16 protein-coding genes and 1 other annotated feature are annotated in these 21,500 nt (G+C 44.5%); of the genes, 12 read left to right on the forward strand and 4 right to left on the reverse strand.

Annotation, left to right across the window (positions count from 1 at the left end):
* Window positions 1-9: 9 nt before the first annotated feature.
* A complete protein-coding gene (locus C7R94_RS08320; protein ID WP_106779895.1) occupies window positions 10-975 on the reverse strand; it encodes a DHH family phosphoesterase in 966 nt (321 codons plus the stop codon).
* Between the two features lie 260 nt (window positions 976-1,235).
* Between C7R94_RS08320 and C7R94_RS08325 the strand changes: the two genes are divergently transcribed.
* Window positions 1,236-1,811 carry a hypothetical protein gene (locus C7R94_RS08325; RefSeq protein WP_106779898.1) on the forward strand — a complete coding sequence of 192 codons (576 nt, stop codon included), beginning with the start codon at window positions 1,236-1,238 and terminating at the stop codon, window positions 1,809-1,811.
* Window positions 1,812-1,925: 114 nt separating this feature from the next.
* On the opposite strand, the gene C7R94_RS08330 is transcribed toward C7R94_RS08325, so the two are convergent.
* On the reverse strand, window positions 1,926-2,297 hold the full coding sequence (locus tag C7R94_RS08330; protein WP_106779900.1) for an ArsR/SmtB family transcription factor: 372 nt from the start codon (window positions 2,295-2,297) through the stop codon (window positions 1,926-1,928).
* A complete protein-coding gene (locus C7R94_RS08335) occupies window positions 2,298-2,732 on the reverse strand; it encodes an SRPBCC family protein (protein WP_106779903.1) in 435 nt (144 codons plus the stop codon). It lies immediately after the preceding gene.
* Between the two features lie 239 nt (window positions 2,733-2,971).
* Here C7R94_RS08335 and C7R94_RS08340 point away from each other — a divergent pair, with 239 nt between their 5' ends.
* From C7R94_RS08340 to tyrS, 8 genes are all read left to right on the forward strand, one after another.
* Window positions 2,972-4,447, forward strand: coding sequence for a protein adenylyltransferase SelO (locus C7R94_RS08340; protein ID WP_106779905.1), 1,476 nt, complete (start codon window positions 2,972-2,974; stop codon window positions 4,445-4,447).
* A gap of 108 nt (window positions 4,448-4,555) precedes the next feature.
* A complete protein-coding gene (locus C7R94_RS08345) occupies window positions 4,556-5,374 on the forward strand; it encodes a VHS/ENTH/ANTH domain-containing protein (protein ID WP_106779907.1) in 819 nt (272 codons plus the stop codon).
* Window positions 5,375-5,483: 109 nt separating this feature from the next.
* Window positions 5,484-6,446, forward strand: coding sequence for an AAA family ATPase (locus C7R94_RS08350; protein WP_106779909.1), 963 nt, complete (start codon window positions 5,484-5,486; stop codon window positions 6,444-6,446).
* 15 nt (window positions 6,447-6,461) lie between these two features.
* Window positions 6,462-7,100, forward strand: coding sequence for an RNA ligase family protein (locus tag C7R94_RS08355; protein ID WP_106781229.1), 639 nt, complete (start codon window positions 6,462-6,464; stop codon window positions 7,098-7,100).
* A 124-nt stretch (window positions 7,101-7,224) separates the two neighbouring features.
* Window positions 7,225-8,298 carry a suppressor of fused domain protein gene (locus C7R94_RS08360; RefSeq protein ID WP_106779912.1) on the forward strand — a complete coding sequence of 358 codons (1,074 nt, stop codon included), beginning with the start codon at window positions 7,225-7,227 and terminating at the stop codon, window positions 8,296-8,298.
* A 40-nt stretch (window positions 8,299-8,338) separates the two neighbouring features.
* Entirely contained in the window at window positions 8,339-10,003 is a 1,665-nt protein-coding gene (locus C7R94_RS08365) for a DUF6138 family protein (protein ID WP_106779914.1), read from the forward strand.
* 316 nt (window positions 10,004-10,319) lie between these two features.
* Window positions 10,320-11,816, forward strand: coding sequence for an ATP-binding cassette domain-containing protein (locus tag C7R94_RS08370; protein WP_106781231.1), 1,497 nt, complete (start codon window positions 10,320-10,322; stop codon window positions 11,814-11,816).
* 75 nt (window positions 11,817-11,891) lie between these two features.
* Window positions 11,892-12,121, forward strand: a binding site (T-box leader).
* A 57-nt stretch (window positions 12,122-12,178) separates the two neighbouring features.
* On the forward strand, window positions 12,179-13,447 hold the full coding sequence (gene tyrS / locus C7R94_RS08375) for a tyrosine--tRNA ligase (RefSeq protein WP_206768143.1): 1,269 nt from the start codon (window positions 12,179-12,181) through the stop codon (window positions 13,445-13,447).
* A gap of 66 nt (window positions 13,448-13,513) precedes the next feature.
* On the opposite strand, the gene C7R94_RS08380 is transcribed toward tyrS, so the two are convergent.
* Entirely contained in the window at window positions 13,514-15,628 is a 2,115-nt protein-coding gene (locus C7R94_RS08380; RefSeq protein ID WP_106779917.1) for a hypothetical protein, read from the reverse strand.
* A gap of 146 nt (window positions 15,629-15,774) precedes the next feature.
* Here C7R94_RS08380 and C7R94_RS08385 point away from each other — a divergent pair, with 146 nt between their 5' ends.
* The 3 genes from C7R94_RS08385 (at window position 15,775) to tycA (ending at window position 21,445) form a co-directional block, all read left to right on the forward strand.
* Window positions 15,775-16,191 (forward strand): MarR family winged helix-turn-helix transcriptional regulator, encoded by a 417-nt coding sequence (locus tag C7R94_RS08385; RefSeq protein WP_106779919.1) that lies wholly within the window; start codon window positions 15,775-15,777, stop codon window positions 16,189-16,191.
* 3 nt (window positions 16,192-16,194) lie between these two features.
* On the forward strand, window positions 16,195-17,385 hold the full coding sequence (locus tag C7R94_RS08390) for an MFS transporter (RefSeq protein WP_106779922.1): 1,191 nt from the start codon (window positions 16,195-16,197) through the stop codon (window positions 17,383-17,385).
* Window positions 17,386-18,166: 781 nt separating this feature from the next.
* Window positions 18,167-21,445, forward strand: coding sequence for a tyrocidine non-ribosomal peptide synthetase TycA (tycA, locus tag C7R94_RS08395; RefSeq protein WP_106779924.1), 3,279 nt, complete (start codon window positions 18,167-18,169; stop codon window positions 21,443-21,445).
* The last annotated feature ends 55 nt before the right edge of the window (window positions 21,446-21,500 follow it).

Here is a 21,500-nt window from a genome sequence, read left to right on the forward strand (position 1 = left end):
TTTTTTGCTCTAATCCGTTCGTAAAGCAGGGTACACGAAAGTCTTTAACGTAACGCCCGTAAAGGAACATCCAGAAGCCTTTGGATGACCGCCACCACCGTAGTGCTGGGCGATCACAGACAGATCCACGTCTTCTCGAATCGTTCGAAAGCTGATTCTGCCTTTCCCAGGATCGAGCATGGCGACGAAATCAATCATTTCTGCATTCTTACATAAGAAATTGCCTGTTGTGGAGTGATATTGTTCAAGGAAAACTACGCCCACTTGATACGTTTTTGGCTCGTCTAAATCGATTTCTACCGGAATCAGCTTCATTTGCTTCAGCTTTTTATGCTCAAATTCATCGATTCGTTTTTCTTCTGTATAGATGAGGATCGATTCTACTTCGTCAAATACGAACTGATCCGTATGATCACCTTCACCACGCAAGCGTCCCAGCACATTTTGAACAAACGTGTCTCGCTCGACCATATAGAATAAAATGTTCAGTTGATTAGCCTGGACAGTACCGGTTGCATCCCAGTCCCACGTATCAAACGCTCGAACCAGCTCTACATAGTCAGAGAGAACGCCAGTGGGAGCCAGATACCCCTGGATTATCAGGTGATCATAATAAAGGCTCGTTGCCGAAGTCTTTTTCCCTGATTCTTCCGTGATAATCTTTGCCCATTCGTACTTGGAAGCCAGAGGAAGGGCGGTTGGGTGATGATCGATCAAGACAACCGCATGTCCCAGGTCGACCTTTTTCTGAATAAGCGTTGCGACCTCGTCATTGACACTTACGTCGGTAATTACAACATACATATCGGGAGTAAGCTCTTCCTCGATAAACTTCTGTACTTCCTGGTTGACAGTGTAAGGAGTTACTCCGCGGTAATCGACTTCTTGATTGGAAAAAGCAATTTGACTCAGGATTGCACAAGATACGCCATCCAAGTCCTTGTCACTGAAATGAATGATTTTTTGATGATTCATGAAGTATCTCCTTATGAATTGAGTCCGTCGCTCAAATGGTACTGCCTTCAATCATCTTTCCCATCTAATAAGACATGCTTGCACGAAGACAACAATTGGTGATTATTTGCTATTTTGATTTGATTGGAATATAATGCTTTGGTCAAAAGCCTCCACGTTTAGTTCAACTGATCGGGCGTGTTCGTGATTATTCGCGATCGCCCTTATTTTTATTTTACGAGTAAAGCAGTGGAGAGAATATGTAAAAGGTGGTCCTCAGCATGAAAAAGTCTACATTGATCCCAGCGGCACTCCTGTTAGCAGTCCTAACTGCTTGCGGCAACACGCAGCCTACAGAGCAACCAGCAAATCAAAATCAAGCGACAACTGGCACCCAACAGCCAGCAGGTGAAGCAACTACACAAAAACCTGAAGAAGCGAAAAAAGAAGAGCAACAGGTGATTGTTGCTCCACAAGAAATCGTTGTGTACAAGCAAGGCGAAAAAACATCGCTGAAGCCGGAAGATGACAAGTTCAAGGAAATTCTTGCGTTTATGAATAAACGCTTTGAAACACCTGCCGACCAAATGCGTTTTGACGAGAGCACCCAAGCGGTGGAGAAGGACAAGAAAGAGGCTTTGGCAATTGAATTCAACTACGCTGAAGTAACGACAAACACTTTGCCGGCGACTGTTAATACAGATAACAAAGCAGAAGTAAAGGCGAAGACACTGTTCTTCGTATTGAGCGGAGACAACAAAAACCATATGTTTGATTCAGAAGATGGCAAAGCTTATGGAACGGCACCGCTGCACTTAACCGAATCCACTGAACTGACCGAGCTGTTGAATAAGTAAGCGAACTACCCAGACTGTCGAGCAATCGGCAGTCTTTTTGCTATAAGAAATGCCTCATCAAAGATAACCCTCTTGATCTCGGGTCAATTGATCAAGAGGGAAGGGCATGACAAGCTATTTCCTTTTTTGATCCAGTTCCGATTCCACGATAGTTAATGCCGTATCGCCATCGGTCTCTACAAGGTGCTTCAACATTGATAACTTATTGTTCCAAAACTGTTCGTAAAAGGAAAGCCACTGCTTTACTTCTGTCAGGGGACCGGGATGCAACCGATAAATTTTCTCACGGCCTACCTTATGTCCCGTAACCAAATCTGCGTCAGCAAGTATATGAAGATGCTTGACCACAGCGGTTCGGCTTATGGGGAAATGTGAGGTAATCGCTGAGATCGGCAATTCTTTTTCAGCTAGCAAGCGAAGGACTTCACGACGAGTAGGGTCAGCGATCGCTTGAAATACATCAACCTTTTCTGCTGAAGCAGACATTTAGCCTTCCACAACCTTTTTCAGACGCTCATGAACAATTCCAACCCAACCTTGATTCATCTTCTCGCGAATCATTGAGCTCTTTGCGTTTGCTTTTCCGATGATCTCATCTGCCGCTTTCCATCCACCATGAATGAGGGTAAACTCCGTTTTATCTCCCAGGTCTTTTAAAAGAAATGAGACGACCCACCCGTCTGTATCCCAAGCAAAAGAAAGGCGATGTGGCGCTTCTACTTCCAACACTTTGCACGGTGACGGTCCAAAAGGGGATTGGATATGAAACTCATGACCAACCACTGGCTGAAAATCATTCGGCATAAACCAAGCAGAAATGGCTTCCGCAGTGGATACTTTCTCCCATACCTTTTGAATAGGGGCGTCGAAAACGATGGTTTGTTTAATATCTTCTACAGCTTGTTGATTGTTCTGTTCCATGATAAATCGCTCCGTTTCATAGTGAAAATCTAACACCTTTAGGTTCTACTTCAAGATGATATAACACCTTTTGGTTTTATGTAAATGGTATTTTTCCTCCAATTCATAAAATATATTCGGCGAGGAAAATGTGCGAATGTGCTCCATTTTTGCATGAAAAGGGTATAATAAATTGGCAAAATGTATTATGCGTACCGTTACGTCCATTCAAATAACGCCAATCGATCAAAGGAGATACAATGACAGACAAAAGAGCAACAATCGAACCGGGATGGAACTTCGATAACAGCTATACAACGCTGCCCAAATCGTTTTTTTCCAGGCTCAATCCACCTCCTGTACGCTCACCGAAGCTAGCCATTCTCAATGAACAATTGGCTAAATCGCTTGGGCTGAATGTCGAAGCACTGCAAAGCGAAGAAGTCATAGCCATGCTTGCGGGAAACAAAACCCCGGAAGGTGCAGAGCCTCTCGCTCAAGCATATGCGGGACATCAATTTGGCCATTTTACCATGCTAGGCGACGGTCGTGCTCTCCTGCTTGGTGAGCAAATTACGCCTACAGGCGAGCGCTTTGATATCCAACTGAAAGGTTCCGGCAGAACACCTTATTCACGCGGGGGTGATGGTAGAGCAGCCCTTGGCCCGATGCTGCGTGAATACATCATTAGCGAGGCCATGCATGGACTTGGCATTCCTACGACTCGGAGCCTTGCTGTAGTGACAACCGGCGAGTCGATCTATCGCGAAACCGAGCTGCCTGGTGCTATTTTGACGCGTGTCGCAGCCAGTCATATCAGAGTAGGCACGTTCCAATTCGCGGCAAGATTTTGTTCCGTAGAAGATCTCCGTGCGTTAGCTGACTACACGTTACAAAGACATTTTCCAGAGATCGCAGCAGAAGAAAACCGCTATCTCCTTCTGCTGAACGAAGTCATCCAGCGTCAGGCTGCGTTGATTGCCAAGTGGCAACTCGTAGGATTTATTCACGGGGTCATGAACACCGACAACATGGCGATCAGCGGCGAAACCATTGATTACGGTCCGTGCGCTTTCATGGACACGTATGATCCTGCAACGGTATTTAGCTCTATTGACGTTCAGGGCCGCTATGCTTACGGAAATCAGCCGTACATAGCCGTTTGGAATCTTACTCGTTTTGCGGAAAGCTTATTGCCGTTGCTGCATGATAACGAAGCGCAGGCTGTGAAAATGGCCGAAGATGCCCTTGCTGAATTTGGCAAGCTGTATCACGGTATTTGGCTCACAGGAATGCGGGCAAAGCTCGGATTGTTAAACGAAGAGGAGCAGGATGAAGCGTTGGTCGAAGGTCTGCTCAATATGATGAAGGACCACCAGGCTGACTTTACGAATACATTCCGTGCTTTCACGCTTAACCAACCAGAAGAAACCGTGCTGTTTGGCACGAGCGAATTCACGGAATGGCATGAGCAGTGGAGAGCGAGACTGAAGAGACAGCCAGAAGACACCGCCGTGGTACAACAGTTGATGAAAAAGAGCAATCCGGCAGTCATCCCTCGGAACCATCGTGTAGAAGAAGCATTGGAAGCAGCATGGAAAGAGGGCGACTACACGGTGATGGAACGGCTCCTGGCAGTTCTTTCTGATCCATATGCGTACACTCCTGAACAGGTAGAATACACGACTTTGCCAGCGGAATCAGCATGTCCTTACCAAACGTTTTGCGGTACATGATCGCATGCAATCAGAGTCCAACGATCTTTCACATGTTGGACTCTTTTTTCATGCGTCCGATCTGCGCTAAAATATGGAAAGCCAAACAAAAAGAGGAGCAATTGTTATATGGATAAAAAAGCAAAGCAAATTTTGATGAAAACATTTTGGAGCAGCAAAGGATGGAACAGTGCTCCGTACGATTTTTCGGGAGAAGATTTTGAATACGCAAAAAGCAAAGGTCTCATGTTTGACCCGCTAACGATCAGTCACGAGGAGTGTATAGACAAAATCATTGCTCTGCATGAAAAAGTGACGAAAGAACAAGTCGCCGCAGCATTTTTGCACAGTCTCTCGACGCGAAAGGTGTACCTGCGCAGTGCCTTGTCTAGCTGGGCGTTGACGGAGACACTGAAAGCCCATGCGTTCGAAAGTAACATTGGCAAGTATACGAATCCAGAAAACGGCACCTATTTCGCTATGTACGGAGACTGCCATCATTGCGATCGCTACCATATTGCAAGCAGAGAGAACTATAAGGATGAAGATTTGAATGTATTGAATTTTGAAAGAATCAAGTGGGGAGGTATACGCCTGAACTATCTACTGTACCTCATGCTGGATCTGGAGCTAGTAAGCAAGGAGGAAAATCTTTCGGTACAGGAAGAAGATGTAGCCATTCTCCGTCAAGTGCTAGATATCATCGCCAGCAGTGAACCAACCGATGCCGCTCGTCAATTGGAGAAGCGTCTTAATGGAGCATTTCCATCTAGCAAGAACGAACGGGATGTCTTCATGGAAATTCTTGCATCCGCAGGAATCTTGGCTCCAAGCAAGGACAGACCAGGGCGTGGCGGGAAGAACGACTTTTTCGCAGTCGTGAATTGGCGGGGGGAAGATAGCTATTCCGAGCAAGCTGTACAGAATTTCTTTGGACCGTGGCTGTAAAGAACGGAAAATCTAGGAACAAAGAAGGGTGCCATCCATACGCGAAGTGTGTATAATATTGGAAAAGCGTGTCGAAATTATGTTTTTATTGAAAGGAGGTGAGATATAAGTGAAAAAGAAATTAATCGTCCTGTCAGGCATTGCGGGCAGTGGCAAAAGCAAGTGGGCACAAGAAATTGCCAAGAAGGAACGGGCAACCATCGTGTCTACGGATGAAATCCGCCAGAACTTATTCGGTGATGAGCGAAAACAAAAAAAATCTGCACAAGTATTTTTTGAGGTTTATTCGAAAATTGCAGCAGAGCTGGCGAATGGAAAGAATGTCATCTTGGACGCAACCAATATTGACAGAGAGAAAAGAATGAAGGTCCTTGCCAAATTTCCCGATGTCCAAAAGGAATGCTATTACGTCGATGTTCCTTATTCGGTTTGTCTGGAGCGCAATCGATCCCGAAAGAGAACCGTAGACGAATACATCTTGGCGAAGATGCGGAAGAACTTCCATTTTCCCATCAAGAATGAGGGCTGGGATCACATTCATCTCTTGCACGAGCCGGTTCCTTATGCCATTGAAAAAGAAGAGTTTGTTCAATTGCTTCAAAACGAACCCTCCTATGAAGAGCTGTTCGGCAGGCTGAGTACCATTCCGATCTTCAAAGAGATGTATCAATTTAATCAGGAAAACCCTTATCATCAGTACCCTTTGTGCAAGCATACCTATCATGTTTTCGATTATGTAAACGCCTTTTACACGGAAGAAGACAAATTTCTCATGCAGGTGGTCGCCTTGTTTCACGATACAGGAAAACCATTTTGCAAAACCTACAAGCCGATGAAAGGCCATTACTCCTACTACGGACATGAGCATGTATCTGCACAAATTGCTTGCCATTTCTTAAAAGAATTAGGATTCGACGATGATTTTATTTTCGAAGTCGTCAACCTGATTCAAATGCACATGAAGATTAACTACGGAACGCAGCAAGATATTTCCGAGATTTATCATTTGTTGGGCGATGAGTACCTGTGGAAGCTGTACTTTTTCAAGGAAGGTGATGCCTATGCGAAATAAGGGAGGTGAATAATGATGTTGAAAAAATACCCGAGAACCTTTCATTTACCTTGGTCAAGAAGTAGAACCGACGATGATAAAATTTTGCGAACGGTTGGTCACTTCGAGGAAAAAGAAGTAGTCGTGACAGAGAAGCTGGATGGAGAAAATACCACGCTGTACCGAAACCATATCCATGCAAGGTCACTCGATAGCAAAGATCACGCATCTAGACATTGGGTAAAGATGCTGCACGGGACGATTTCGTTTCATATCCCGGAAGGCTGGAGAATTTGCGGGGAAAATGTATATGCGCTGCACTCCATCTACTACGAGCATTTAACGAGCTATTTCTACGTTTTCTCGATCTGGAATGAAAACAATGAATGCTTATCGTGGGATGAAACGGTAGAATGGGCTGAATTACTTGGCTTAGAAACAGCACCTGTCTTATACAGAGGGATTTGGAGCGAAGAGACCGTAAAAAGCTGCTACACCAAGCAGTCTGTCTTCGGTGGGGAACAAGAGGGGTACGTGGTACGATTAACGGAGCGCTTTTCGTACGAAGATTTTAAACAATCTGCGGCCAAGTTTGTGCGCAAGAATCATGTGCAAACTGACCAGCACTGGTTATCGAAGCCAGTCGTTCCGAATGGGATAGCACAGACCACTTAAAGACTTTGTTATAGAAGGGAATGAGAACGATGTAATTTGCTAAGTTGGTATTGACCGTCTAATAGAGTATCCAAAATTCATTTTGGCTATTGTTAAGACAGTCATTACATAGGAGGCAAGAGAAATGAACGAAGAATGGAATGAAGAAATGATGTCGGCTGGCTGGGATGCCATTGATCAGGAGATGAGGAAGATTTATGGAGAACAGGAGCCTAAACATTACGGCACGCTTATCTCGTATGCACTGGGTGGTCCCGATCCATTAGATGGAATTAGCGCCTACAAAGCGGACGAGCCTTACCCGCATTGGCATTTTGTTACCTATGGATTTACCGAGTTGTATGAAAAAGAATCCGAGAATGAAGAGGAAAGCGGTTTTGGCTTTGAATTGACGTTTCGATTGGCGCGAAAGGACGACGAGGAAGAACCGCCTGCTTGGGCGCTGAATCTGCTTCAAAATATGGGGCGTTACGTATTCAACACGGGCAATGTTTTTCAAGCAGGGGATCATTTGGATGCGAACGGACCGATATGCTTGGGTGCCGATACCCAACTGACTGCGCTCGCTTTTGTCACGGACCCACAGCTTGCTGAAATCGATACGCCGAATGGTCGGGTTCAATTTTTGCAGATGGTCGGGATCACAGGTGATGAACTCGATGCAATGATGGCTTGGAATACACGAGGCGTACTCCAATCTGGCTTGCCGTACATGCCTTCCTACATAACCGATCTTGAGCGGGATTCTCTCCTTCGCAACTCTGCAGTTTCCGATGCTGTTCAAAAAGGAATGGAACAAGAAGGCTCCAACACTGCCTATTTGTTCGTGAGCCAGCTAGGATGGGAGCCAGGTAAAAAAGGCTTTTTGAAAAATACGCCCTCGACCCTGAGGCTGGGAGCTAAGCAAGCGGAAGTCATCGGAAAAATTCTCCGCGGACGTATGCGAAAAGGGGAGAGCTTGAGACTGGTGGGACCTGATGTCCATGTTGTGTTTGAGCCAGGAGACAAGCCTGAATGCATTCCAGGAGAGGACGTCATTCGCGTTGTTATCGATGATGCGACAACGAGTGCTCTTACCAAGCAGTTGCTTCCAAAGGAAAGCAGCTTTGAGATTCCTTCCCTGAAGGGAATTGCCATAAACATTGTAAAAACCAATATTACCGATAGCGAGGGCAATGTCGTCAAGGTTATAGGTTAAGTCGGCAGCGCTGGTTTTGGCGAGGAGGAGAGTTAAGTCAATGCATCAGGCAGCAGAAGCATTTCTAAATGAAGTATGGACTTCCATCCTAGAAATTTACAAAAAAGAGAACCAGCGGATCAACGAGATCAAAGACTGGAGTGTACTGCAGGCGGGGGTCAAAGACTACCTGCGAGTGGCGTGGAGAAAAGGAAAATACAATTGGGCCAATGGCAAAATCCACGTAGATGTCCATGAACCATTCAGTTGGAGTGACGACTCGTACAAATACGATGCGGGTTCTTATATGGAGGAGCTTACAGAGGAAATGCTCATGCAAGAGTTTTTTCCCGCACTGTGTGATCGAATGGAAGCTCTGTTCCACTCCACGGACTATGCATCTCACTTTTTTAATTACCACTTAGTGCTTGTTTTCGAATTCGAGTGGAAACAATCGGTGCAATGCCATTCTCGCCATTTCATCAACGAGCGAAAACGCGAGAGTCTAAAAAAAGCACTGGATCAATTCATCGAGACAAAAATTAAAGCGGAGCTTCCTGTACGTCCGAAAGAAAGAGACGATTTCTTCTTCGCTCGTTGTCTCGTCAATCCCGATTTGATGGAACAAAAGCAGGAGATAATCGAACCGCTCATCCAGCGTCTTAGCGAAAAGCTGCGCTCCAATAAAGAACGCAGTGATTCGTGGACATACCACTCTGCTTTGGCTTTAAAAGGCTGGGCGAATGAGCGGTTTTTAGTCAAATTTTTTGATCGTACCGGGCATTATGGATTGGATTGGGTTTTGAAACCCGAGCAGGAGCGTCAGGAACCAAAAACAGAGGAGCTGGACTTTTTCCTGTATGTCGCTCTCGCAATAGGTAACAAGGAGCCGGATACTCGCAAGAAGTATTTGGACCTCGCTGTTCAGCTTGGCTCCAAGCGGGCTGCGGACTATGTAAAACGGGGCAGCGGCCGCTTTGATAGCGAGTATAAAAGCAGTATGATTCAAGCAAGCGCCAATGACGTTTTGCAAGCGATCGACATTTGGATTGTATCTGAGGAGGAAGCCGCGTACGGTGAAGCCATCGATTTTATCAACGGCCTTTTGCGTGAAGGATTTCCCAAAGGGTACAAGCTCAAGCTGAAGAGCAGCGAAAAGAATTACTTGCCAGTAAAAAAGCTGGCGAAGTCAGGTCTCCACCAGTTTTTTGCCAATGCGTCCCGTTATCCTGCTTTATATCCAAAAATCGCAGAATATGCCGAGCTTGCAATGGAGGAGTTCGCGTGGTATGGGGATGTAGAGCCTAGTGAGAAATCCGTCATGCCCGGCACTTATGCGGTATTGGCTCTCGGCTTGTCCAGTAGCGATTATTTTCCACTCTTTCGTCGCTATATGAAGCTGGTCGACACGGAGCATCAGTCGGCTCAGGACGATTTTGCCATAGCTTTTATGGAGGCGCATGGTGTAACCGTAGAGAATATCCCTGTACTCGTCTCTCTGGTGCTTGGCAGTAGCGACTCGGCGAAGCCTTTGAAAAATATCACCATCGATCGTGCCGAACTGGTGAATGCACTGATAGGGGAGCTTGCAACGATGGAAGATTACCATCGGGAAATGGTTATTTATCGCCTTTTCGGCGGGAACAAGAAGCTCGCACAGGCGGTAAAAAAGGAATCTTCCCCCATCAAAGAGAAGCTTGCAGAATTGCTAGCCTTGGTCGAATAGCTTCATTGACAGTATTTAGAAGGCCGTGCTATATTGAAGTCAACTGCAAGGACCGGAGGGTGAATCATTTGCGCAATTGTTTATTTATTGGAAAAGCCAATCCTATAATAAATAAACAAGAAGCCAAATTCACCCGCAAATTTATAGCTTGAATTCCTGTATGATCTATTTTTCATATAGCGATTTTTAGTACGAGAGCAAGATGCTTCTGTTTATTGGACAGAAGCATCTTTTTTTGTTGTCAAAAAAAGGGGGTGATCCAGATGAACAAAGAGTAAATGACGAGAAATGTAAAAACGAAATGGGGAATCCAAAAATGGTTGAACTGCACAATATCACGATTACCACCAAAAAAGACGACAGGACTCTCATTCAAAATTTAGATCTGACCCTGCAAACTGGTGACAAGGTTGCCATCATCGGGGAAGAGGGAAATGGAAAAAGCAGCTTATTAAAATTGATTTGCGCGGAACAAATGATTGCCGGGTATTGCACATTTGCAGGTAACGTGTTGCGAAACGAATGTTCCATCGGTTTTCTTTCACAGGAGCTATCGGACGAAGAAAAACAAATGACCGTTGCCGACTTTTTTGCCGAAAATCAATGGACCAAAGAACTAGTGAGAGCGATGGATGATTTCGGGATTCATGCATTGGATTCAGATAAAAAGCTGGGCGTTTTTTCCGGTGGTGAGCGTTTCAAATACCGCTTTTTAAGTCTGTTGGCAAAGAAGCATGATGTTCTGTTGCTGGACGAACCTACCAATGATTTGGATATTCAAATGATGGAGTGGCTAGAAGAGTTTATTCAACAGACGGCTATTCCTGTCCTATATGTATCGCATGACGAAACGTTTATTGCGAATACAGCAAACGGTATCCTTCATATGGAACTGACGAAGCGCAAACAAGTTCCCAAATATACGTTTTCAAGAGAGCCATATGAGATTTACCTCGCCAATCGAAAGAACAATTTGAGCAAACAAGAACAGATAGCCAAAAAACAAGCTTCTAATCATAGAAAGCAAATGGAGAAATGGCATGACATTTGGAATAAAGCAGAGCATCAGCATCGGAACGTACGGTCCGATCCGCGACTGCAAAAGAAAATTAAGTCCTTGAAAAATCAAAGAGAGCGAATGGAGAAAGCGTCGGAATCATTTCTAGAAGTCCCGAGTGTGGAAGAAGCGAGTGAATTCCGATTTGATTCAGCGGTACATGTCCCCGGTAGTAAACAAATTCTCGACTATTCATTGGAAGTACTGCAAATAGCGAACAAACAGCTATCGAAACAGATTCATTTATCGATCAAGGGGCCAGAAAAAGTCGCGATTATTGGGGAAAATGGGATCGGAAAAACGACGTTGCTGAAAAAGATCATGGATGAGCTAGTCCAGCACTCGTCCTTAAAGATCGGGTACATGCCCCAAAACTACGAAGACCGGCTGGATTCGACCAAAACACCGATTGAATACTTGGACACAACAGGAATGAAAGATGCGATTACAAAAGCGTTTACGCATCTAGGCAGTATGAAATTTACAAAAGATGAGATGCATCAACCCATTAAGAACTTATCTGGGGGACAGAAAGCGAAATTGCTCCTGTTAAAAATGATTTTGGATCAGTGCGAAATATTGATACTGGATGAACCGACGCGAAACCTCAGTCCTTTGACGACTCCTGTTCTGTGCCGCGCCTTAACGGCTTTTGCTGGTGTGATTATCAGTATTTCGCATGATCGACGGTATTTACATGAAGTCGCAACAGCTGTTTATGAACTAACTTCCGACGGTCTTACGAAAATAAAATAAGGGATCGTGTCGGAATCATTGCTACATGGTTGACATTGCTATTTGAATTCAATATACTGACTTTAATTTCATATGAAACATACGTTGAAAGAGCCCAGTAGCAGCTTATTCCCTGTCCTAGAAAGCCGGGGGTTGATGAAACCCGGTACACAATAAGCGAGCGAATTACACTCTGGAGTATCTCGGGTAATGCCGAGCGGAATCGCGAACGATAACTCGCTTCGAGTGGCATGAATGGCCTGCGTTAACGCTTGGGTCCATTCGTGCAAGATGGGTGGTAACACGGTTATTCAATCGTCCCTATGTCTACAATAGACAAGGGGCGATTTTTTGTTTTTTACCATAGGAGATTGAAGGAGTGTATGGCAGTGAATATTATCGACGAACTCGAATGGCGCGAAGCCATCAATCAGCAAACAGATGCAGAAGGGCTGCGAGAATTAACGAATGAAAAAGCAGTCTCGTTATATTGCGGTGTTGATCCAACAGGTGACAGCATGCATATCGGTCACTTGATTCCTTTCATGGTACTGAAACGCTTCCAGCTCGCTGGTCATCGCCCGGTTATTTTGATCGGTGGTGCAACAGGTACGATTGGCGATCCGAGCGGCCGTCAATCCGAGCGTTCTTTGCAAACACTGGAACAAATTCAGGAGAACGTCGACAAACTCACCGCACAGATGAAAAAGCTGTTCATTACAGAAGGCGACAACCAAATCCGTTTGGTGAACAACTACGACTGGACGCACAAAATCAATGTCATTGAATTTTTGCGGGATTACGGGAAAAACTTCAGCATCAATACGATGCTTGCCAAGGATGTTGTGTCGAGCAGACTGGAAAGCGGCATTTCGTTTACGGAGTTTTCCTATCAAATTCTGCAATCGCTGGATTACCTGCATCTGTACAAACATGAAGATGTTCAGCTGCAAATCGGCGGTTCCGACCAATGGGGCAACATCACGAGCGGTCTCGATCTGATTCGCAAAAAAGAAGGACCGGAAGCAAAGGCATTTGGTCTCACTATTCCTCTGATGCTGAAGGCAGATGGTACGAAATTCGGGAAGACAGCAGGAGGAGCCATCTGGCTTGATCCAAACAAAACAACACCATTCGAATTCTACCAGTTCTGGGCGAATACCGATGACCGCGATGTTGTGAAATACTTGAAATACTTTACGTTCCTCTCCAAAGAACAAATTGAAGAGTTGGCTGAAAAAGTACAGACAGAGCCACATAAACGCGAGGCGCAAAAAGCGCTGGCTGAGGAAATGACGAGATTTGTGCACGGCGAGGAATTGCTGGAGCAGGCGAAGCGCATTACAGCAGCTTTGTTTACTGGTGATATTAAATCGCTGTCCGCAGATGAGATCGAACAAGGCTTCAAAGAAATGCCGACGTATGAATCTACTCTCGAAACGAAGAACATTGTCGACTGGCTCGTAGAGGTCGGCATTGAGCCATCCAAGCGTCAAGCACGTGAGGATATTACAAAAGGCGCTATCTCCATGAATGGCGAGCGCGTTACTGATTTGGAACTGGAAGTAACGCCAAGTCTCGCTATCGGCGGCCGCTTCATCATTATTCGCAAAGGCAAGAAAAACTACAGCTTGGTAAAATTGTCTCAATAGATGAAGGAATAAGAAGCTTCCCTGGAACTGCTAGGGAAGCTTCTTGTATGGTCACTGATTTTACTTTCATTTCGGGAGTGCCGTACTATCCACTTTGTTCGCAGCAATAACCGCAACTGCATTTGGCTCCAAATCGAACCAAAAGATAAGGTCGCCATCCGCTTTCTTTTGCGACGGCTTTATCCCGTTCACATAAACTTCGGAAGCTTTTGCCGCCATGGAAAGATCTGAAATCTTGAGCTTGCCATCATTGTGCAGAACAATAGAGCCGTTTGGTGCGTACTCCATCCTGACTTGAGAGAGGGCGAGCCAATAATCCATGATTTCACGTACGGTCGTCAAATGCAATTTGCCTTGATGGCGCAGCGCGTCCATTCGCTTCAACAAGCGGTCAAAATCTGGATGGATAATCCAGTTACCTTTGGCATCTCGTATGACGAATTTCCCACCTTGCTTTTTGGACGGACATCTTGCCAAGTAGGTATGGTTGATAAAAACCCCCCGATTTTGAATGAGCTGCTGGAGATTCTGCTCCCGATACAGAGGCAGTGTATCTTCCGGAATGGTGGCAGCCGACCAGGAATAAAACGGGCCAGTCACTGTCGGATGCGACCAATAGAGAGGAGTCCGCAGGGAGTCGCCTCTTCGGGTTTGGTACAGATCAAGGCCATTATTCGGATTGGCGATATCTTCTGAGCTGTAGTGCCAAAAATACGACGTGCCGTATTTTTTCCATTGATGCGCCAAGTAATTCGCCGTTTGGATGTCGAGTGCGTTAAAGGCAAAGCTAGACTTCAAATACCCATGGTCAATCCATGTCCTGCTCTGGAAGCGATCTTTCATTACTTGCAACGCATCCTCTGTAGTCTTTTGATAATGCCTTAATTCGTAAGGATAGAGGGTATGTAGACCAATATCATTACCGTTCCGATTGAGGTCATCCAGAAACTGCAAAAATTCAGGGCTTTGCGCAATGGCGACATTGACAGGTGATTTCGGTTGAAAATACGGATTCGAATAAAACACGCTTTTCGTAACCGGAATCCGGTGTTTGACAAAACCCCCTGTTGCTTGTGCCGACGATGTAATCTTCTCGGAGCCGAAATAAACAGCCCGATTCGTTTGCAGCGTCTGCTCGTCAGCATGCTCTGTCCATACATGTGTCGCCAAAAAACCAGAAGGCTGACTCATAAAACGTGGCATGAGCTTCGGTTGATACCCAACTACCAGCGAAAAGGAATTCGTCCGTTCGTCGTTTGCGCGATATTCGGAAGCGTGGCGGACTTTTCCGACTTGATTCGTAGAGGTTTGCTGTACGTATCTGTGATCGTTCATGTGATCCAGATTCACAATGAGCTGTTTTTGCGTTGTATTCAATTCAAGTGAAGACACGTTGGGGGCATGGTACAAAAAAGCTGTTTGCTTCCCTTGACCAAATTTCGCACCTTGGTGATCCAGCCAGTAAGAAGCTTGGAATTTCTGTGTATCCACTTTTCGATTCTTGCGATATACCTCTGTTGCATTTGGCTTGAATTGCAGGGCGAACGCTTCACGAAAAACCTTTGCCTCTCGCTTGTAGGTGGTTTTTACGGTGATATCGATGGCTGGGCTATTTTTGTGCAATGCATACTGTGTTGTAACCACTGCAATCGGAGTGTGAGCTGTGACGATGACAGTGTTACCAGTGCCCGTCTCCTGTTGTTCCACTTTTACGTCATCCCATTTGCGAACCCAATGGCTGCCCCGTTTGATAAAAATGTTCCGGTCGATCACTTTCGTCGTAGGTGGAGAGAAATATACGTCATTTCCTCGGACGGCAGTCACTTTAGCCTGATGGACAAGTGGAGCATTCATTCTGCCGCCAAACGATTCGGAGCGAAGCTCGATGGCTGCCCCCGGTTGAAATGGTGGACTTTGATCCAACGTTATATGATTGGCTCCTTTTGGAAGGGAAGGAGTCATTGCATTGTAGATTGCCCCATATTCGGCTTGGTACTGAATGGAAGAGAGGACTTCATTTTTCGCCAGATCGGTAATGCGGACATTGCCTGCCTCATCCCAGTTAAATACATAATACGGATTTTGAATGGAGGAATCCTTCGCAAACATAGGTACTGGAAAACAAAGCCCCAAGAAAAGCAATAATAGGAAATGAATGGCGAAAAGCCTTTTTACCAACATGATTTTTCTCCTTTTGTATGATGATATAGATTAGACGAATGTAGATGGAAAAAGCCACAAGGGAACCCAACATAATTTAAACCTTCTCAAACAGCAAAAAAAGAAATATAATTAATTAAATTAATTAACTAATAAGAGGTGCTAACATGTACCCGTTCTTTTCAAAGGTCGCATTCACACATCGTATTTACAATAACCAATTGCAAGAGGAGTTACTTCCATTCGGTATATCCGTCACGCAATGGGCGTTAATTCGTTATCTCAAAAATAACGGTCCTGCTACTTTTAGCGACGTGGCCGATTTTTGGCAAGTAGAGAAGCCTGCCATTACACCCATTGCGCAAAAATTAGCTGCGCGTGAAATGATTTCAATTTTATCAGGTGAAGACAAACGCCAAAAAATTATGTACTTGTCAGAGAAAGGTGAAGCGCTACATCAGACAATTATGGAAGCGACTGAACCATTCTTGGAAGAGTTAATGGAGGGTATTTCACAAGAAGAAAGACACGCAGTAGCCACCGTACTGGAAAAACTCATCATGAACCTAAAGAGAAGAGGGTAAGCAGTGAAAAAGGAAAGGCTTTGGACAAAAGAGTTCGTCATTGTTTCTTTCATTAATTTTCTTTTGACACTTATGTATTTCTTACTAATGGTTACGATTGCTTCGTATGCCAAAACAGAATTTCACGCTACAACCAGTTCAGCTGGCTTAGTTTCCAGTATCTTTATTATTGGTGCTTTGATTGGCCGACTACTCACCGGTAGAGCCATTAGTTATCTTGGTACGAAAAAAACGCTTTGGATTGGATTGGGATTTTTTGCTGTCACCTCGTTGCTATACTTTTTTGCCGTCCATATCAGCTTTTTACTGGTCAATCGATTGCTGCAAGGAATTGCCGTTGGTATTGCCAGTACAGCAACAGGTACCATTATTGCCCAAATCCTGCCAGCATCTCGCAAGGGTGAGGGGATTGGCTATTACAGTTTAAGTGCGATTTTAGCCACTGCGATTGGTCCTTTTCTCGGCATGATCTTATTGCGGTTTGAAAATGGTTTTACCTGGATCTTTACGATGAATGTCGTGTTTTCCCTGATTTGTTTGATCTTTTATGCCATGGCAAAAATCAATGTTCCGCTTCCTTCCACAAGTGTGAAAGAGGAAGAAAAAGGTTCTCTGCTTTCGAAATTCATCGAGCCGAAAGCCTTGCCGATTTCATTCATCGCCTTATTAATCGGCTTTAGCTATTCGGGTGTCTTGTCATTTTTATCGTTTTATGCGGAAGAAATTAATCTCTCCTCAGCTTCGAGTTATTTCTTTTTGGTGTATGCCATTGTCATTATCCTCTCGCGACCATTCTCAGGAAAGCTAATGGACACAAGAGGGGCGAACATCGTGACATACCCCAGCCTGGTGATATTTGCTGTCGGGATGCTTCTATTCAGTCAAGCCTCAACCTCCTGGATGCTGCTGCTATCTGCTGCATTGATTGGAGTAGGCTTCGGAAACTTTAACTCCATAGCCCAAACGGTAGCTGTGAAGGTGACAGCTCCGCATCGCTTTGGATTAGCAACCTCTACTTATTACATTATGTATGATCTAGGATTAGGAATCGGGCCCTATCTGCTTGGATTTATCGTACCGCATACTGGATATCGTACGATTTTCGGGGGGATGGTCGCCTTTATTCTTTTCAGCATCCCGCTTTATCACTGGCTACACGGCAAACGAGATCGGGAATTGATACGTGCTACCTGACTCATCCAAGTAAAAAAGGGGGAGTTAGGCCCCTATAGAAGATAGCAGGCTGCCTTTTAATAGGTAGCCTGCTATCCTTTTTCAGAGGTGTTTATCCCTGAAAGAAAAAGGTTCCAAAGGCTCATACTTTCGAATGAAACCAGAAAATGTGAGCCTTTTTTGGAGGGAATGAAGACAGCTTGGTAAAAAAGTAACACATTTAACATAAATTGCCTATTTTTTAACTGATTTCCAAAACGCTCTCTGTTATAATGAATAACAGTTTCTCAAACAGGTGCATATGAATACGTTATTCTGCTGGATTGTAAGGAGGTGTGCAGGCCAGCATATTTGTTTTTAGGTAATGTATTTTCCTGTTCGAAAGGGTCAGGAATCATGTCCTGAGTCCATTCGGCTAGAGTACCAGTGCACATGTTTTGACCAAAAAATGGAAAGTGACTTTTGTCCTGAAAACCGCTTCGAGTAAACAGGGAATTATCCCCATTGTGAAAAAATGTAAAATCGCGGAAAATTTGTAGGTGAAAATTGGTTCATGACCATAGTAATATGAAGGTGGTTAATAGTTACAAAAAATACACAAAAACCCACATATTTTGTTACATTTGGCCATTATATTAAATGGTGTTGATGAGGGGGTTTCCAATATGATCCATTGGTCACTGAGGCTCCATCTCCAGATTTAGCGACCATTTCCTTGTAGTTTCGTTTACTTGTTTGGCCATCACATTGTATTGTCACACTTCATGATAGACAAAAGTTTGCCAATTATCGGAGGGGACATATGTTAGCAAATCAGGCCAATCTCATCGACTTGGAGTGGGAAAAAGAACAGCTAGCCTTGTTTAATGATACGAAAGCGGAATATTCACAGGATAAGTCGATCCATCAGTTATTCGAGGAACAGGCAGAGGCTGTGCCACACCGAGTTGCCATCGTTTATGAAAATGAGCGTTTAACTTACCAGGAGCTCAACAGGAAGGCCAATCAATTAGCAAGAGCACTGATTGAAAAAGGGATTACAACAGACAGCATTGTCGGTGTAATGATGGAAAAATCCATTGAAAATGTTACGGCTATTCTGGCCATCCTCAAGGCTGGAGGAGCGTATGTGCCCATCGATATCGAATATCCGCAAGATCGGATTCAATATATCCTTCAAGATAGTCAAACCAAAATCGTCATCACCCAGAAAAACGTCAGCCAACTTGTTTATGATGTCGGATACCGCGGTTCTGTAGTCGTGCTCGAGGAAGAACAGCTGGATACTCGCGCAGATTCCAATCTTCACTTGCCAAGCAAGCCAACTGACATGGCATATATCATTTATACTTCAGGAACGACCGGCAAGCCGAAAGGAACCATGCTGGAGCATAAAGGGATCGCGAATTTGCAATCATTCTTTCAAAATACGTTTGGTGTAACACCTGCAGACAGGATTGGACAGTTTGCCAGCATGTCTTTTGATGCATCGGTATGGGAAATGTTCATGGCTTTACTAACCGGTGCCAGCCTCTACATCCTTTCGAAACAGACAATTCATGATTTCATCAGTTTTGAAAACTATTTGAGTGAAAATGAGTTGACTATCATCACGTTGCCACCCACATATTTGACTCACCTCACCCCAGAACATATTACTACACTTCGCATCATGATTACGGCAGGTTCAGCTGCCAACTTCCCTTTAGTGAATAAATGGAAAAACAAAGTCAGGTACGTGAATGCATACGGACCTACGGAAACAAGCATTTGCGCGACGATTTGGGAGGCACCTTCCGATGTGCTCGTCAACCAAACGATCCCAATCGGCAAACCAATTCAAAATACATCCGTTTATATTGTCAATGAAGAACTGCAACTTCAGCCAATTGGCAGTGAAGGCGAATTATGCATAGGCGGAGTGGGCTTAGCCAGAGGATACTGGAATCGCCCAGACTTGACCGCCGAAAAATTTGTGGATAACCCGTTTGTACCAGGAGAGAAGATGTACAGGACAGGAGACCTTGCCAAATGGCTGCCGACTGGAGAAATCGAGTTTCTCGGCAGAATCGACCATCAGGTAAAAATCAGGGGTCATCGGATTGAGTTGGGAGAAATCGAGTCCGTCTTGCTGAAGCATGAACAAATAAAAGAGGCAGTGGTAATCGCTCGAGAAGACCAACATGCTCAACCCTATTTGTGCGCTTATTTTATTTCGCAACTGGAAGTAACTCCTGCGCAGATCAGAGAATATGCCGCTCAAAAGCTTCCTGCGTACATGCTTCCTTCTTATTTCGTGAAGCTGGATAAAATGCCGCTCACTCCGAATGACAAAATTGATCGCAAAGCATTGCCAGAACCTGATGTTCATGCTGAGACAAATCCAGCATATGAACCTCCCAGAAATCAGACAGAAGCGATTCTCGCAACCATATGGCAAGAGGTATTAGGAATCGAGAAAATTGGGATTCGCGACAATTTTTACTCACTCGGCGGTGATTCTATTCAAGCGATCCAGGTCGCTGCCCGCTTGCATGCCTATCAACGAAAGCTAGACACGAAAGATTTGCTGAATTACCCGACAATTGCACAGGTTGCTCTCTATGTCAAAAGTACGACGAGGAGAAGCGAGCAGGGAATTATCGAAGGCCCTGTTAACTTGACGCCAATTCAACAATGGTTCTTTGAAAAGAACTTTACGAATATGTTCCATTGGAATCAATCGTATGTGCTGTATCGCGAACAGGGATTTGATCCTGAAGCTATCCGAAAGGCCTTGGATAAAATCGTTTCGCATCATGACGCGCTCCGTATGATCTATCGAAACGAGAATGGAAGAATTGTTCAACAGAATCGTGGATTGGGTAGTGAATTATACCAATTCCTTCAATATGATCTGACCACTCATTCGGATGTCCAGCAAGCAATCGAAGAAGAGACGAGGCGTTTGCATGGCAGCATGAATTTACAAGAGGGACAGTTGGTGAAAGCAGCCCTGTTCCATACGCTTCAAGGCGATCATTTGTTTTTGGCCATCCATCATTTAGTCATGGATGGAATCTCTTGGCGCATTCTGTTTGAGGATCTAGCAACTGCATACAGTCAGGTACTAGCAGGAAAAGAAATCGTTCTCCCAGAAAAGACGGATTCTTTTAAAAATTGGGCAGTATGGATGAACGAATATGCGAATAGTGATGCATTGATGAGAGAAATCCCGTATTGGCAGAATCTTGAATCCGGAGCTAGGAATGCTTCCCTTCCAAAAGACTATGAAACGGTGGGCTGCAAACAGAAGAGTATCCGAAACATACAGGTCGGATTGTTAGCAGAGGAAACCGAACAATTGTTGAAACAGGCAAATTCTGCTTATCAAACAGAAATCAATGATTTATTACTGGCAGCGTTGGGGCTAGCCGTTGCAGAGTGGAGCAGGCTTGACCAAATCGTGATTAATCTAGAAGGGCACGGGCGCGAGGATGTGATCGAACACGCTAACGTGACAAGAACAATCGGATGGTTTACGTCTCAATATCCAGTTTTACTAGATTTGAGTCAAATAAATCACTTACCTGACCATATCAAATGCACGAAAGAAAACCTGAGGAAGATCCCCAATAAAGGCATTGGCTATGAAATTTTAAAATATATGACAAAACCTGAAAAACGCCGTTCCTTGTCCTTTTTCTTACAACCCGAAGTGACGTTTAACTATTTGGGGCAGTTTGACTCAGGTCTTAACAGTGAAATGTTTACCCGTTCTCCTTATAGTTCAGGCAACTCACTCGGAGCGGATGGGAAGAACAATCTGAGTCCCGATTCGGAGATTTATACCGCTTTGAATATTACAGGAAGAATTGAAGGTGGGGAGCTTCTCATCACGTTTACTTATAGTGAGGAGCAGTTTAGAGAAGAGTCCATCCATCAATTGAGTGAGAGCTATCAAAAACATCTCCGGGAAATCATTACACATTGCACGCAGAAAAAAGAAGTCGAACGGACTCCCAGTGACTTTAGTCTAAAAGGACTTCAAATGGAAGAAATGGACGACATTTTCGAAGTACTTGCCAATACGCTTAACTAAAGAATCACTTGCTAAAATTTTATGGGGTAAATCATGCTCTTTTCTTACATTTTTA

The sequence above is a fragment of the Brevibacillus sp. NRRL NRS-603 genome, from assembly GCF_003013445.1.
Lineage (GTDB): Bacteria > Bacillota > Bacilli > Brevibacillales > Brevibacillaceae > Brevibacillus > Brevibacillus formosus.